The organism is Pseudomonas sp. JL2 (assembly GCF_031570495.1).
In the GTDB taxonomy this organism is placed as follows: domain Bacteria; phylum Pseudomonadota; class Gammaproteobacteria; order Pseudomonadales; family Pseudomonadaceae; genus Aquipseudomonas; species Aquipseudomonas rhizophila.
This window is the reverse complement of sequence record NZ_JAKUDH010000026.1, coordinates 35,266-50,003: the sequence shown is the minus strand read 5'-3', so window position 1 is coordinate 50,003 and position 14,738 is coordinate 35,266. Positions and strand designations below refer to the sequence as shown.

At 61.1% G+C, this 14,738-nt stretch carries 17 protein-coding genes; 7 read left to right on the top strand and 10 right to left on the bottom strand.

Annotated elements, in window-relative coordinates:
- Positions 1-110: 110 nt before the first annotated feature.
- Complete coding sequence (locus tag MKS85_RS24985; protein WP_188252407.1) at positions 111-1,316, top strand: MFS transporter; 1,206 nt, start codon at positions 111-113, stop codon at positions 1,314-1,316.
- A 63-nt stretch (positions 1,317-1,379) separates the two neighbouring features.
- Here MKS85_RS24985 and MKS85_RS24980 read toward each other — a convergent pair whose 3' ends face one another.
- The 4 genes from MKS85_RS24980 to MKS85_RS24965 form a co-directional block, all read right to left on the bottom strand.
- Complete coding sequence (locus MKS85_RS24980; RefSeq protein WP_047229615.1) at positions 1,380-1,571, bottom strand: PLDc N-terminal domain-containing protein; 192 nt, start codon at positions 1,569-1,571, stop codon at positions 1,380-1,382.
- A gap of 71 nt (positions 1,572-1,642) precedes the next feature.
- A complete protein-coding gene (locus MKS85_RS24975; protein ID WP_139049422.1) occupies positions 1,643-2,173 on the bottom strand; it encodes a hypothetical protein in 531 nt (176 codons plus the stop codon).
- A 265-nt stretch (positions 2,174-2,438) separates the two neighbouring features.
- Positions 2,439-2,957: an ankyrin repeat domain-containing protein gene (locus MKS85_RS24970; RefSeq protein WP_047229617.1), complete on the bottom strand. Its 519-nt coding sequence runs from the start codon at positions 2,955-2,957 to the stop codon at positions 2,439-2,441.
- A gap of 94 nt (positions 2,958-3,051) precedes the next feature.
- The gene (locus tag MKS85_RS24965; protein ID WP_107321770.1) at positions 3,052-4,878 is read right to left on the bottom strand and encodes a long-chain-acyl-CoA synthetase; all 1,827 of its coding nucleotides are present in this window, start codon (positions 4,876-4,878) and stop codon (positions 3,052-3,054) included.
- Positions 4,879-5,232: 354 nt separating this feature from the next.
- Between MKS85_RS24965 and MKS85_RS24960 the strand changes: the two genes are divergently transcribed.
- The gene (locus MKS85_RS24960) at positions 5,233-5,511 is read left to right on the top strand and encodes a DUF3509 domain-containing protein (RefSeq protein WP_042732342.1); all 279 of its coding nucleotides are present in this window, start codon (positions 5,233-5,235) and stop codon (positions 5,509-5,511) included.
- Positions 5,512-5,553: 42 nt separating this feature from the next.
- On the opposite strand, the gene mtnC is transcribed toward MKS85_RS24960, so the two are convergent.
- Genes mtnC through aroC form a run of 5 tightly spaced genes read right to left on the bottom strand, consistent with a single transcriptional unit; the run spans position 5,554 to position 9,694 of the window.
- Positions 5,554-6,237 (bottom strand): acireductone synthase, encoded by a 684-nt coding sequence (mtnC, locus tag MKS85_RS24955; RefSeq protein ID WP_107321769.1) that lies wholly within the window; start codon positions 6,235-6,237, stop codon positions 5,554-5,556.
- Between the two features lie 4 nt (positions 6,238-6,241).
- Positions 6,242-6,787 carry an acireductone dioxygenase gene (locus MKS85_RS24950; RefSeq protein ID WP_047229620.1) on the bottom strand — a complete coding sequence of 182 codons (546 nt, stop codon included), beginning with the start codon at positions 6,785-6,787 and terminating at the stop codon, positions 6,242-6,244.
- 18 nt (positions 6,788-6,805) lie between these two features.
- Positions 6,806-7,426, bottom strand: coding sequence for a methylthioribulose 1-phosphate dehydratase (locus MKS85_RS24945; protein ID WP_107321768.1), 621 nt, complete (start codon positions 7,424-7,426; stop codon positions 6,806-6,808).
- Positions 7,423-8,568 carry an MFS transporter gene (locus tag MKS85_RS24940; protein WP_047229622.1) on the bottom strand — a complete coding sequence of 382 codons (1,146 nt, stop codon included), beginning with the start codon at positions 8,566-8,568 and terminating at the stop codon, positions 7,423-7,425. The genes MKS85_RS24945 and MKS85_RS24940 overlap by 4 nt, the downstream gene beginning before the upstream one ends.
- A 34-nt stretch (positions 8,569-8,602) precedes the next feature.
- Positions 8,603-9,694, bottom strand: a complete 1,092-nt coding sequence (gene aroC / locus MKS85_RS24935) for a chorismate synthase (RefSeq protein WP_188252406.1) — start codon at positions 9,692-9,694, stop codon at positions 8,603-8,605.
- Positions 9,695-9,837: 143 nt separating this feature from the next.
- On the opposite strand from aroC, the gene MKS85_RS24930 reads away from it, so the two are divergent.
- Both MKS85_RS24930 and MKS85_RS24925 read left to right on the top strand, forming a co-directional pair.
- Positions 9,838-10,803, top strand: coding sequence for an alpha/beta hydrolase (locus tag MKS85_RS24930; RefSeq protein WP_139049511.1), 966 nt, complete (start codon positions 9,838-9,840; stop codon positions 10,801-10,803).
- Between the two features lie 99 nt (positions 10,804-10,902).
- On the top strand, positions 10,903-11,691 hold the full coding sequence (locus MKS85_RS24925; RefSeq protein ID WP_188252405.1) for a hypothetical protein: 789 nt from the start codon (positions 10,903-10,905) through the stop codon (positions 11,689-11,691).
- A 161-nt stretch (positions 11,692-11,852) separates the two neighbouring features.
- On the opposite strand, the gene prmB is transcribed toward MKS85_RS24925, so the two are convergent.
- Positions 11,853-12,761, bottom strand: a complete 909-nt coding sequence (gene prmB / locus MKS85_RS24920) for a 50S ribosomal protein L3 N(5)-glutamine methyltransferase (RefSeq protein ID WP_310663156.1) — start codon at positions 12,759-12,761, stop codon at positions 11,853-11,855.
- A 266-nt stretch (positions 12,762-13,027) separates the two neighbouring features.
- Here prmB and MKS85_RS24915 point away from each other — a divergent pair, with 266 nt between their 5' ends.
- The 3 genes from MKS85_RS24915 (at position 13,028) to MKS85_RS24905 (ending at position 14,702) form a co-directional block, all read left to right on the top strand.
- Entirely contained in the window at positions 13,028-13,618 is a 591-nt protein-coding gene (locus MKS85_RS24915; RefSeq protein ID WP_188252403.1) for a cysteine hydrolase family protein, read from the top strand.
- Positions 13,619-13,749: 131 nt separating this feature from the next.
- A complete protein-coding gene (locus tag MKS85_RS24910) occupies positions 13,750-14,070 on the top strand; it encodes a hypothetical protein (protein ID WP_047229627.1) in 321 nt (106 codons plus the stop codon).
- 74 nt (positions 14,071-14,144) lie between these two features.
- On the top strand, positions 14,145-14,702 hold the full coding sequence (locus MKS85_RS24905; protein ID WP_025214971.1) for a Smr/MutS family protein: 558 nt from the start codon (positions 14,145-14,147) through the stop codon (positions 14,700-14,702).
- Positions 14,703-14,738: the final 36 nt, after the last annotated feature.

Here is a 14,738-nt window from a genome sequence, read left to right as displayed (position 1 = left end):
CTGTTTCATCATCAATAGCAAGCATGTCCGATATCAGCCACAAAGCCTGTTCCAGAGCCCGCTAACTCTTTAGCCTCACGCCATCCTTTCAAGCTACTGATGAGATTGCCATGAGTGCCCATCCCTCCTCCGTGCCCGCCGGTACAAGCCTGACTCGCGGTATGGTCCTGCTCTTCGCCTTCTGCTGCGGCGCCATTGTCGCCAACATCTACTACGCCCAGCCCATCATCGAACTGATCGCACCCGACGTCGGCCTGAGCAGCACCATGGCCAGCCTGATCGTCTCGCTGACTCAGATCGGTTATGCCCTGGGCCTGTTTTTCCTGGTACCACTGGGGGACCTGCTGGAAAACCGTCGCCTGATGATCCTCACCACTGTTGTGGCGATTGCCAGTCTGTTGGCGGCAGCGTTCACCGACCAACCGAACGTGTTCCTGCTGGTCTCGCTGCTGGTGGGGTTCAGTTCGGTGTCGGTGCAAGTCCTGATCCCGCTGGCCGCGCACTTGGCCCCGGAAGAGTCCAGAGGGCGGGTCGTGGGCGGGATCATGGGCGGCCTGCTGCTGGGGATCCTGCTGGCGCGGCCGATCTCAAGCGTGGTGGCCGATCACTTCGGCTGGCGGGCGATGTTCATGATCGCCGCCGCCTTGATGGCGGCGATCAGCATCCTCCTCGCATTGACCGTGCCCAAGCGCCAACCCGACCACAGCGCCTCTTATGGCCAACTGCTGGGCTCGCTCGGCACCCTGTTGCGCCAGCAGCCATTGTTGCGCCAACGAGCCTTTTACCAGGCCTGCATGTTCGCCACCTTCAGCCTGTTCTGGACCGCCGTGCCGCTGGAGCTGTCGCGCAATCATGGTCTGTCGCAAACTGAAATCGCCCTGTTCGCCCTGGTCGGTGCCATTGGCGCCATCGCCGCGCCCATTGCCGGTCGCCTGGCGGATGCCGGTCATACCCGCATCGCTTCGTTGCTGGCAATGCTGTTGGCCAGCCTGAGTTTTCTGCCAGCGTTCATCCATCCGCTCTACAGCGTTATTGGCCTAGCGGTTACGGGCGTGGTGCTGGATTTCTGTGTGCAGATGAACATGGTCCTGGGCCAGCGCACCATCTATGCCCTCGATGCCAAAAGCCGCAGTCGTCTCAATGCGCTGTACATGACCAGCATCTTCGTCGGCGGCGCGTTTGGTTCATCGATTGCCAGCGCGGTGTACGAGCACGGCGGCTGGTTATGGGTGGTGATCATCGGCAGCGGCTTCCCGCTGCTTGCCTTGCTGAGTTTCCTGAAGACCTCGAAAAAACACGCACTGGCGACGGCCTGATACCGTCGCGACAGGGTCGTAATGCCCGGCGGCCGAGGCCTGCCGGGCAACATCAAAAAGCGGTCAGATCCGCACGTTGCCCCGTGGCCCGGCAATCGCCCAGATGATCAGGCCCAGCACTGGCAGCAGAAGGATCAACAGCACCCACAGGACTTTTGCCCCCGTTCCCGCGCCACTCTTGAGCACATTGATGATCGCCCAGATATCGAGCGCCAGGATGATCAGGCCAATCAGGCCGTTGAAGGTGGAACCCATGGTGTCGCTCCCAGATGGTGATATGCCCACTTAGGATAGCGGGGGCCCGGCGAGGGTTCCGTTTTATTGCGTCAGACGTGGATCGCAACCTTCAACGCTTCCAGGGCCGGCGCGGCGGCGATGCCGACTTCGGCGCACAGCTCCAGCACGCGCGGCACGTCGTTGCCATACACCAGAACCATTTGCAGTTCATCGTCGAGCAACTGGCTGAAATTCATCAGCACATAACCGCCGTTTTCCTTGTTCAGACTGCTCATCTGGATCTGGATGCGATTGAGCGCCGTCAGGGCTTCGGTTTTCGCCAGTTGCTTGGGCTTGAGGTTGAAGGCCACACCGGGCCCGAACGAGGCAACGATCTGTTCGAACAGCTCTACATAAGAGTCGGCCTGAAACAACACGGTGTCCGGCAGACTCCCCACCACCACCCACTCCCCCAGTGGAATCGGAAAGCTGTCGTCGTAGTTGATGTCCGGGTTGGCCGCCAGAAAAGCCGCCGGGTCGGCGTAGGCCTGGGCCGCTTCGTCAGCGATTTTCGCAACGTCCGCATCGCCCAGGCAGCCGGAGCTTATTTTGCTGATGAGTTCGACGAGTGCGGCTTTCATGGGGAAAATCCTGTGGCGATTGGGGTTTGAGGGCGCGCAGGATAGCGCATCACATTGATTGAGTCAGAAAGCTGTGGCCTGGGAGCTTNTTGCTGATGAGTTCGACGAGTGCGGCTTTCATGGGGAAAATCCTGTGGCGATTGGGGTTTGAGGGCGCGCAGGATAGCGCATCACATTGATTGAGTCAGAAAGCTGTGGCCTGGGAGCTTTTGTGGCGAGGGGATTTATCCCCGCTGGGCTGCAAAGCAGCCCTAAAAGATAGGGATCAACCCAACAACTTCTCCAACTGCGCCGTGGTATCCACCGCGCCCATGGTCCTGGCTGCATCCAGCGCCGAGACGCCGTTTGCATCCTTGGCCTTGGGGTCGGCGCCTTTGCTGATCAGGTAATCGACGATCTCCACACGATTGAACATCGCCGCCATCATCAACGCGGTGCGACCATCGAAGGACGAGCCTTCCACCTGCGCCCCGCCGTCTACCAGCGCGGTGACCACGGCCAGGTCGCCCTTGAACGCCGCACCGGCAATCGGGCTCTGGCCATTGTCATTGCGGATTTCCGGATCAGCCTTGTTTTCCAGCAATACCTTCACCGTCTCCACATGCCCGTGGTAAGCGGCCAGCATCAGCAAGGTGTCACCCTTGTGATTGCGCAGGTTGGGGGGCAAACCTTTGCTCAGCAAGGCGGCCATCATGGCGGCGTCACCCTGGCGTGCGACATTGAACACCTGTTCGGCAAACTCCGCAGCCTCTTCCGGGGTCATCTGGCGGCTTGTATCGGACATGGGAAACTCCACTTAAGTCTTCGCAAAGCGGCTAGTTTCCCGAGGGACTCCAGGCCTGTCATCCCTTTTTTCTCTGCACCGTGCATAGTCAGAATCAATAACGGTACTGTCCCTGCTGAATCTGCGCCGCCAGTTGCCGGTCGACCCGCACGTAGGTCGCGGTGCCGGGCAGCCAGGCGTAGACCGGCTCATCGTCCGTGGCGCACGGGTCGAAGGCTTCGCTCTTGAGGCGGTTTTTCTGGTATTTGAAGGTGCCGGTGGTGTCCATTTTTACCTTGATGCGCAAGAACAACGGCACCGCATAGGCCGGCAACTTGCACTGCAAAAATTGCAACAGCTCAGCAAAATCCAGGGTAGCCAGGGATTCGGAGGGAGTAATCGCCGCCATGCCGGCGCGGCCATTGGTGCCATTGATTTCGACGCCATAAGCCACCGCCTCGGCGATTTGCGCGTGCTGTAGCAATACGTTTTCAACTTCCGTGGTGGAGACGTTCTCGCCCTTCCAGCGATAGGTATCACCGAGGCGATCAACGAACTGCCCATGGCCGAAGCCGATGTTGCGCAGCAGGTCACCGGTATTGAAGTAACGGTCACCAGGAACGAAGACATCCTTGAAGATGGTTTTTTCGGTCTTGGCCGGATCGGTGTAACCGTCCAGCGGCGCCTTGTCGTCAATGCGCGCCATCAGCAGGCCCGGTTCTCCCTTGGGTACTTTCTGCATCCGGCCTTGCAGGTTGCGCAACGGCGCCCCGCTGTCATGGTCGTACTGCACCAGTTCCCAGCCCATCAGGGAAAATCCGACGGTGTTGTCGAAATTCAGCACATTGGTGAAGCCGATATTGCCGTCGCTGGCCGCGTACAGCTCGCAGATATGGTCGACACCAAAACGCGTCTTGAAGGCCGACCATGCCCCGGGGCGCAAGCCGTTGCCGATCATCTTCCGGACCTCGTGCCGCCGGTCCTCGGCACTGGCGGGCTGGTCGACCAGGTAGCGACACAATTCACCGACATAGCCCAGGGTGGTGGCCCGGTAACGGCGAACGTCACTCCAGAACTGGCTGGCGCTGAACTTGCGCCGGATCGCAAACCCCGAGGCGCCGCAGATCGCCGCTCCCCAGCACACGCACAGGCCCGTGGCGTGGTACAGCGGCAGCGTGCAATACAAGACATCCGCGGGCTGCATGTCCAGGGCGATCAGGCCGAAACTGGTGGAAGTGCGCATCCAGCGCCCGTGGCGAAACACCCCGGCCTTGGGCAGCCCGGTAGTGCCCGAGGTGTAGAGATAAAAACATGGGTCGTTGAAAAAAACCTGCTGACTGCTGGCCGGGTTGTCACCTGGATGGCTGGCGCTGCTACTTATCAGATCGACAAAACCGGAAGGAACGACGGCGCTGTCCTGGTCGGCGACCCACCAGGTTCGGTGGCCGGACAGTGAGGTGCGGGCTCGCACGTCGTTGAAGGCCGCGACCCGTTCTGCCCCGACCACCACCGCGACAGGCGTGACCAACGCCAGGCTGTGCACCAGCGCGTCCCCGGTCTGCGAGGTGTTGACCATGGCGCTGACCGCACCGACCTTCGCCACCGCCAGCACCGTCACCAGCATCTCTGGCCGATTCTCGATGAAAATCGCCACGCAGTCGCCCTTGCCGATGCCCTGTGCCAACAGGTAATGAGCGATGCGATTGGCCTGTTCGTTGGCCTGCGCGTAACTCAATACCGTGTCGCCACACAACAACGCCGGCCCTTGGGGATTGCGCTGGGTGGCCTGTTCGAAACACCAGCCCAGGCCGCAAGGCTGGGTCGGGTCCTGGACGTTGGCGAGCTTCATGCCTTTGACGATACGGGGAATGGCTCTGGCAATAGTGGGTAGCTTGCGCAGCATCTTGCCCCAGGTAATGGCGTCGCTGGATGTACGACTCATGGTCACTCCCGTTCGACCTCGTGGGTCTGGGTTCTTGTTGTCGGGCTGGAGCTCAATTGCGCTCGAAATTACGCCAGCGATTCCGGCGCTGTACATGCGGTTTTTGCAATGTTTTGTATCCACCGTTCCGGACAGGCGGAGCATGAGCGCCAGAAATCCATTTGGTTCAACAAAAGATCAGCCGACCACGCAAAATGCAGGATGCACGATGGCCATTCATGCAAGTTGCACGAAAGCAAAAATAGGGGGAATTGTTAACTGATTGTTTTATAACGCTTTTTAATCAAGCCCAACGCTGGCACAGACACTGCAACTACCTCTCCACGGTTTGCCACCACCATGGAGCAGTCAAATATGAACATGATTCAAGAAAAGTTTGCGTCCCTCTTCTCCAACTACGAAGTGACCACTCAGGCCCGCCCGGATGGCGGTATCCTGCTGACCTTGCGCAACAGCGAAGGCAAACTGTTTAAACGCACAATTTCCTACGCCCAGTTGCACGCCGGGGACCAACTGTCCTGGGCAATCAGCGCAATCCGTCGCGACCTGGCGGAACAGGCCAGCGAGTTGCCGCAGATCGCCATGCTGCAAAGCCAGCATCGTTTTGCGCTGCCGACCTATCACAGCGCCTGATCGTGTTGTGGGAGCGAGCTTGCTCGCTCCCACAGTCCTCTATCAAAAACGCGCAGGATCGATCCGGGCAAAACTGTCCACCGTGACATGCCCTTGCAGCTCACCGCCCTCGCGCGCCACTCCGCACGTAGCCATGCCGGCATCACGGGCCGCATCCAGTTCCTGGACGATGTCCGACAGAAACAGAATCTCCTCCGGGGCTACGCCCACCGCCGCGCTGATGCGCTGGTAGGACTGGACTTCCCGCTTGGGTCCCGATGTGGTGTCGAAATAACCATTGAACAACGGCGACAGATCGCCAGCCTCGGAACAGCCGAAAATCAGCTTCTGTGCCTGGATCGAGCCCGAGGAATAAACGAACAGCCGTAAACCTTGCTGATGCCAGCGCTGCAGTGCCTGCACCGCGTCCGGGTAAACGTGCCCTTTCAACTGCCCCGCCTGATACCCCTGCTCCCAGACCATGCCCTGCAACGCCTTGAGCGGCGTGGCCTTGCGGTCTTCGGCGATCCACTCCAGCAGGATCGCGATGACGCGCTCGGTGTCGGCCCCCGGCTCACCATTGTCCTGACGCACCGCTGCCAATTGCTCGGCGACGTCGGCGCGGTTGGCATGCTGACGAACGAAATCCGGAAGATGCCTGGCGGCATAGGGAAACAACACATCGAACACGAAACTCACCGCACTGGTGGTGCCCTCGATGTCCGTGAGAATGGCTTTGATCGACACAGGCTCAGTCCTCCAGGCGCGGGAAACGGCTGGCGATGTCGTCGCCAGTGAACTTCGCGACCCAACCTTCCGGGTTGTTGAACAGGCGAATGGCAACGAAATGTGGATGCTCGCCCATGTCGAACCAGTGCGGCGTGCCCGCAGGCACCGAGATCAGGTCATTCTTTTCGCACAGTACGGCGTAGACGTAATCGTCGATGTGCAGGGTAAACAGGCCACGACCGGCGACGAAAAATCGTACTTCGTCTTCAGCATGGCGATGTTCATCGAGGAATTTGGCCCGCAGTTCGGCTTTTTGCGGGTGATCGCTGTTGAGGCTGATGACGTCGACCGTGACGTAGCCTCGCTCGGTCATCAACCGGTCGATCTGGGTCTTGTAGGCGGCAATCACTTCGTCCTGGCCGGCGCCTGGCTGGATTTTCGTCGCCGCTTCCCAGCGGTCGAAGCGAACACCTTTATCGGCCAGGGTCGCGGCGATGTCTTCGAAATGGGTCAGCACCTTGTTCGGAATGTCGGGGCTTGAGACGTGATAGACGGACAGGCTGCTCATGGTTAGGGCTCCAGCAAATTAACGGTTCAGGAGTGCGCGGGTCTTGAGCTCACACTCAAACAGGAACTCGAACGCTTCGATCTGGCGCAGGGCATCGTTCATGCTCGGCCCCCAGGTATACAGGCCATGCCCGCGAATCAGGTAGCCGACGCAATCGGGGTGAGCCTCGAGCCACGGCTGCACCTGGCCGGCCAGGCGCGCGATGTCCTGGTCGTTGTCGAAAATCGGCACGCGGACACAGGATTCGTGGGTCGACACACCGCTGAAGGCTTTTTGCAGTTCGTAGTCTTCAAAGTCGATGAAAGCCTGGTGGGTCAGGCGCGACAACACCGTGGCATTCACCGAATGGGTGTGCAGCACCGCGCCGATCTCCGGGCGCCAGCGATACAGCTGGGTGTGCAGCAGGGTTTCGGCGGAGGGTGTCTTGCCGCGCTCCAGGCTGTTGCCGTCCAGGTCGGTGGCGAGCACATCATCCAGGCCCAGTTGCCCCTTGTGCTTGCCGGACACGGTGAGCAAGGCCTGATCAGGGGCAAGCCGGGTCGAATAGTTGCTGCTGGTGGCCGGGGACCAGCCGCGGCCATACAAAAAACGCCCGGCATCGATGATTTCCCGGGCGAGCTGTTCACGGGTAAGGCTCATGGCCTGTCCTCTTGCATACGTGTGGCAATGATAACGGCTGCAGCGAAGGCTGCGAGGCTGGCGATGCTGAAAGTCCAACTGGCACCCAGGGCGTTCCAGCTGTAGCCGGAATACAACGCGCCCAACGCCCCGCCCATGCCGGCCAGGGCGGCGTACAACGCCTGGCCCTGGCCTTGCTGGCGTGGGCCGAAGCTACGTTGCACGAAATGGATGGCAGCGGCGTGAAAACTGCCGAAGGTCGCCGCGTGCAGCACCTGGGCAAACAACAGGACCCAGAGAAATTCGGCCAGTGAGCCCAGCAGCAGCCAACGCAACGCCGCCAGCAGGAAACTCACCAGCAGCACCCGACGCACGGAAAACCGCGCCAGGATCCGGCTCATCAGCAGGAAGATCAAGACTTCCGCGACCACGCCAATGGCCCAGAGCATACCGATCAACCCGCGGCTGTAACCCAGGCCTTCCAGGTGCAGCGTCAGAAAGGTGTAATACGGCCCGTGGCTGACCTGCATCAGCCCCACGCACCCATAGAACGCCAGCACCCCAGGGTTGCGCAATTGCCGCAGAAAACCTTCCCCCGCGACTCGCGGCCCCTGTGTCGGCTGGGCATTGGGGACCCAGAAGCTGGCGAGCACGATGCCGCCCATGATCAACACCAGCGCCACCGGGTAAATGTCCAGGCTCAACCATTCGAACAGCCGGCCAAGCGCAACCACGGTAATGATGAAGCCGATGGAGCCCCACAGGCGGATCTGGCTGTAGCGCGAAGTTTGCCCGCTCAAGTGGGCCAGGGTAATGACTTCGAACTGCGGCAACACCGCGTGCCAGAAGAACGCGTGCAGCGCCATGACCAGCGCCAGCCAGGCGTAGCTCTGGTCGATGAAGATCAGCGAGAACGTCAGCAGCGTGCAAATGGCGCCAAAACGCACGATCGCCAGGCGCTGACCGGTGTAATCCCCCAGCCAGCCCCAGATGTTCGGTGCCACACAGCGCATCAGCATGGGGATCGCCACCAGCTCGCCGATGCGCGCCGCGTTGAACCCCAGGTGATCGAAATACAACGCCAAAAACGGCGCCGTCGAACCGAGCAGCGCGAAATAGAACAGATAGAAACTGGAGAGCCGCCAGTACGGCAGAGCCGCCATGGTCGTCAGGCCACGGCGGTCGGCAGGTCAGCCATCAAAGCTGGCCCAGCACCGGGGTGCTGACTCGAACATCGGCGTTCTGGCCGCGATGACGCAGCAGGTGGTCCATCAGCACGATCGCCATCATCGCCTCGGCGATTGGCGTGGCGCGGATGCCGACGCACGGGTCATGACGGCCCTTGGTGATGACGTCCACCGGGTTGCCATGGATGTCGATGGAGCGCCCCGGCGTGGTGATGCTGGAGGTTGGCTTCAATGCCAGGTGCGCCACGATCGGCTGGCCCGAGGAAATGCCACCGAGGATGCCGCCAGCATTGTTGCTGAGGAAACCTTGCGGGGTCAGCTCGTCACGGTGCTCGGTGCCACGCTGGGCGACACAAGCGAAACCGGCGCCGATTTCCACACCCTTCACCGCGTTGATGCTCATCAGCGCGTGGGCCAGTTCGGCGTCGAGCCGGTCGAAGATCGGCTCGCCCAGGCCCGGCATTACACCTTCGGCCACCACGGTGATCTTCGCGCCGACCGAATCCTGGTCGCGACGCAATTGGTCCATGTAGGCCTCAAGGGTCGGCACCTTGTCCGGGTCGGGGCAGAAGAAGGCATTCTGTTCCACCGAATCCCAGGTCTTGAACGGGATTTCGATGGGACCCAACTGGCTCATATAGCCACGAATCACGATGCCCTGGCTGGCCAGGTACTTCTTGGCAATCGCGCCGGCCGCCACGCGCATGGCGGTTTCCCGGGCCGAACTGCGGCCGCCGCCACGGTAGTCGCGCTCGCCGTATTTATGGTGGTAGGTGTAGTCGGCGTGGGCCGGGCGGAACAGATCCTTGATGGCCGAGTAGTCCTTGGACTTCTGGTCGGTGTTGCGGATCAGCAGGCCAATGGCGCAGCCGGTGGTGCGTCCTTCGAACACGCCGGAGAGGATTTCGACTTCATCGGCTTCCTGGCGCTGGGTGGTGTGGCGGCTGGTGCCCGGCTTGCGCCGGTCCAGGTCACGCTGCAGATCGTCCAGGGAAATCTCCAGGCCCGGCGGACAGCCGTCGACAATGGCGACCAACGCCGGGCCATGGCTTTCGCCCGCGGTGGTAACGGTGAACAGCTTGCCGTAGGTATTGCCGGACATGCAGGGTGCTCCGTGAAAAACGCTGAGAGACTCAACCTTGGATTCGTAGTGGGCGCCAGTATACGCAGGCTCCCCGACGAGTTCATCCTCGAACCTTATCGATGCCTGTCAGTCCAACCGGCACCTTCGTAACTACTGGCGTGATGATGTTAAAACTGCTTGCCTTGAGCCTTGCCCTGTTGACCGGCCTGCTTTCCAGCCTGGCCCAGGCCACCGTCCTGCAACGACCGATCAGCCTCGACACCGGCAACGGCGAGCTTTTCGGCTCGCTGCTGTTACCCAAATCCGACGCACCGGTGCCGGTTGTCCTGATCATTTCCGGGTCGGGTCCTACCGACCGTGACGGAAACAACCCCGACGGCGGGCGCAACGATAGCCTCAAGCGCCTGGCCTGGGTGCTGGCCAAGCACAACATTGCCAGCGTGCGCTATGACAAACGCGGGGTGGCCGCCAGCCTTGCGGCGACCCCGGACGAACGCAACCTGAGCGTCGAAGCCTACGTGGCCGACGCCGTGGCCTGGAGCCGCAAACTGGCTGCCGATCCGCGAATGGGTCCGTTGATCCTGTTGGGTCATAGCGAAGGCGCGTTGATCGCCAGTCTCGCCGCCCCCCAGGCCAATGCAGCTGCGGTCATCTCGCTGTCCGGCAGTGCCCGGCCGATCGACCAGGTGCTGCGTCAACAACTGAGCAGCCGCCTCCCTCCCCCCCTGATGGTGCGCGCCAATGAGCTGCTGGACAGCCTCAAGGCCGGTCGGCTCGACCCGAACGTGCCGCCGCAACTGCAGGTCATCTTTCGCCCTAGCGTGCAGCCCTACCTGATCTCGCTGTTCCGCCAGGCGCCGGCCCAGGCTTTCGCGGCGCTGAAGATGCCAGCGTTGATTATCCAGGGCAGCCATGACATTCAAGTCAGCGTCGATGACGCCAGGCAGTTGCAAGCCGCCAAACCCGACGCCGAGCTGGCGCTGATCAAGGGCATGAACCATGTCATGCGCATCGTCCCCAACGACATGGAGCGGCAATTGGCCTCCTACAAAAATCCAAACCTGCCCCTGGCGGCCGAACTGGGTACGCACATTCTGGGTTTTATTAGCTCATTACCCGCTCGATAAGCGGTTTTTCCCCTCCAGTCCTGGCAAAAACGGCCGATAGACCGGTGTCGGACAGCGCCATGGCTGCCGACGGGCCGGCCTGGACAGGATTTTGCCGTTATGACTGACACTCAAACTTCACCCGACACCCCCGCCGAAACGCCCGCCGCTCCAGTGGCGGAGCTGCCTTGGGCGGATGTGCAGGCCGAGCACCATAAAATGCTCCGGCTGGCACCGCTCAAGACCGACCGTGCCACGGGTGCGCGGCCGCTGCGGTTTGTCGAATTCAGCTATGCCGAGCGCCACAGCAAGGAGCGCAGTTTGCTGCGCATGAGCATCCAGTTGCCGGGCCAGCGGGTGCGCAAGGAACAGAATCACCTGGACGTCTGGGCCGATCACGTCGAAAAACGCCTGTATTTTTCCCCGGACAGCTTGCAGGTCGAGCCGCTGAACCGTGGCATTGGCCGCTTCCTCGCCGCACAGGGCATTACCTGGGCCAAGAAGCGCTGGTCGAGCTACCGGGTCGATGGCAGCGACCTGAATAACAAGGACGCGCTGAACGAAGACACCCGCCTGCGCCGCGACCACTTCCTGAAAGCCCATGGTTTCGAAGTGGTCTACGCCGACGCCCAGCACCTCAAAGGCAGCGTCAAGCCAGCCCAGGTTGGCAATCTGCTGGGGGACTGGAACACCGAAAAACTGCAGTTCGTGGAAATTCTCGAAGCCGCGCAGATGCTCCAGCAAGCCGAGCAGAACCTGGCGGAGCAGGAAGTCAAACTCAAGCAGCAGGAAGAAAAGGTCGCCAAGTTCAAACGCGAAGACAACGGCCTGCGTTTCACCATCACCTGCCTGGTGGCATTTGCCATGTTCCAGGCCGGGTTGTTGATCTGGATTGCGACGCGTAGCTAAGACTGAACACCGCCTAACCCCTGTGGGAGCGAGCCTGCTCGCGATGGCGTCGTGTCAGCAGTCTTCAAACTGACTGACACCCCCTCATCGCGAGCAGGCTCGCTCCCACAGGTTTGCATCCTCGTTGACAGACCCGGGCGCGCCCGTCAGATCAATTGTCGTCAAATCCGCGAAGCAAACAACGCCTGATGCTGACGGCACTGTTCGGCACTGAGCATGAACACACCATGCCCGCCGCGTTCGAAGTCCAGCCAGGCAAAATCGACTTCCGGATACAACGCCTCGACGTGGACCTGGCTGTTGCCCACCTCGACAATCAACAAACCCTTCTCGGTCAGATGGTCGGCGGCCTCGGCCAGCATCCGGCGTACCAGGTTCAAGCCATCATCGCCACAGGCCAGGCCCAGCTCCGGCTCGTGCTGATACTCCTGGGGCATGTCGGCGAAATCTTCGGCATCGACATAGGGCGGGTTGGACACGATCAGGTCGAAACGCTGGCCCGGCAAGCCCTCGAAACCATCCCCCTGGACAGTAAACACGCGCTCGTCGACGCCGTGACGCTCGATGTTCTGGTTGGCCACTTCCAACGCTTCGAACGACAGGTCAGCCAGCACCACCTCCGCCTCCGGGAATTCGAAAGCGCACGCGATGCCGATGCAGCCGGAACCGGTGCAGAGGTCGAGAATCCGTGCCGGCTCCTGACCCAGCCAGGGCGCAAAACGGTTTTCGATCAGTTCACCAATGGGCGAGCGTGGAATGAGCACGCGCTCGTCGACGATGAAAGACATTCCGCAGAACCAGGCTTCACCCAGCAGGTAGGCCGCCGGGATGCGTTCGGCGATGCGTCGGCGCAGCAGGCGTTGCACATGGACCAGCTCTTCATCTTCGAGACGGCAGTCCAGGTAGCTATCGGCAATCTCCCACGGCAGATGCAACGCGCCCAACACCAGTTGCCGGGCTTCATCCCACGCATTGTCGGTGCCATGGCCGAAAAACAGATCCTCTCCATGGAAACGACTGACGGCCCAACGTATATGGTCGCGCAGGGTACGGAGACGGGAAGTGATCACGGCGGCAAACTCCAGAAAAAACGACTGGCGAGTCTACCAGCCAAACACTCCCCTCACCAAAGCACGCCTCAAACACACCTAAAACACGCACGAAAAAGGACGGGGCAGATGTAGGATTTATCCGTTTTTCGCGCTGACTATTGAACAAGACAGACATCTTGACAAGGCTGTAGGCCAGCAACGACGGCCCTTGCGATGGAAGCGATTCACAGAACCGCTCAGCCAGAGGAGAATGTCGCAAAAGCCCCACTCGAAGGAGCCCCAGAATGTCCGTTCCAAAAACGATGTTTCAACTCAGCGGTCGCGGTTACGCGGCGGCCAATCTGAGTCAAGCGACGCTGATCATCATCGATGCCCAGAAAGAATACCTCGCCGGCCCCCTGGCGTTGAGTAGCATGGATGCGGCGGTCGCGAACATCAAGCAATTGCTCGGCGCGGCCCGTGCTGCCGGCCGGCCGATCGTGCATGTGCGTCACCTGGGCACCCATGGCGGGCTGTTCGACCCACAGGGCGAACGCGGGGAGTTCATTAACGGCCTGGAACCCCAGGGCGACGAAACCGTGGTGGAAAAACTGCTGCCCAGCGCGTTTCACGGCACCGAACTGAAAAAGCGCCTGGAGGACCTCGGCCCCCTGGACCTGATCGTTTGTGGTTTCATGAGCCATTCCAGCGTCAGCACCACCGTGCGTGCCGCCAAGAACCTGGGCTTTCGTTGCACCTTGGTCGAAGACGCCTGCGCCACTCGCGATCTGCCGTACAAGGGCGGTGTCCTGAGCGCCGAACACGTGCACCAGACCGAAATGGCGATCATGGCGGACAACTTCGCCACCCTGGCCCTGACCCGCGATTTCATCTGACACCCCTTCGATAAGCGGCCCGTTGCGCCGCTTATCCGCAAAAGCCTCTCATTTGCCGCAATTGCCGTAGTGTCAGGAACAACCCGAACATCTTCCGGTCGAAGGGCCGATACCCATTGAGGAAGGTCGGAATGAAGTTATCCGATGGTTTTGACGCACGTCGCTTGCGGCCCAAAGGCCCGAGCAACTGGCGCTTGCGTTTCGGTGCCGCGCTCGCGGCGCTCCTGGCAACGCTCGGTGTACTGCTGTCGATGGCGGGCGCCGCCAGCCTGCTGGGTCGCCCGCCCGCCCTGGGCGAGTTGAACGCAACCCCGCTCGGCTCAACGATCATTCTGGTGATCGGCTTGCTGGTACTGCTGTTGGGCGTGTGGCTGTGGCGTCTTTGCCGCCGTCGGGCCCGCCAATCCCTGGAGCTGGCCATGGCTCCTCACTTGATGAAAAAGCACGACTGACCCGCCGCCCGACGTTTTGTCGCGCCGGATCCCGCAGGAGTTGGGTAAACTGGCCGGCCTTCGCGGAGGCTGACATGCAAGACGACGACTTTTCCCTGTTCAAAAGTGCAATCCAGGGTGTTAAACCGATCAAGCACGACCGTGCCGAAACCGGCAAACCCAAGGCGGATCGCGCACAAATCGCCAAGCTGCGCCAGGCCGCCACGGTGCGCACCGACGCCACCACCGTGGATGGCTTGTCCGACCAGTTCGTGATCGACGTAGGTCCTGAAGACGAGCTGATGTGGGCTCGCGACGGCGTTCAGGAAAGCCAGATGCGCAAGCTGAAGGTCGGCCAGATCCCCTTCGAAGGCAGCCTCGACCTGCACGGCATGACCGTGGAAAAGGCCCGGGAAACCCTCTGGGCCTTCTTGGCCGAAGCCACCAAATTCGAAATCCGCTGCGTGCGCGTCACCCACGGCAAGGCCGTGCGGCTGGACGGCAAGCGGCCGATGATCAAGAGCCACGTCAACACCTGGCTGCGCCAGCACCCGCAAGTGCTGGGCTTCACCTCCTGCCAGGCGAAACACGGTGGCGCCGGGGCGGTGTACGTGATGCTCAAGCGCACCATGATGGAAGGCCGCGACGAGTAGCACCCGATTGCCGAGCTTGCAGCGCCGTGTCCGCCA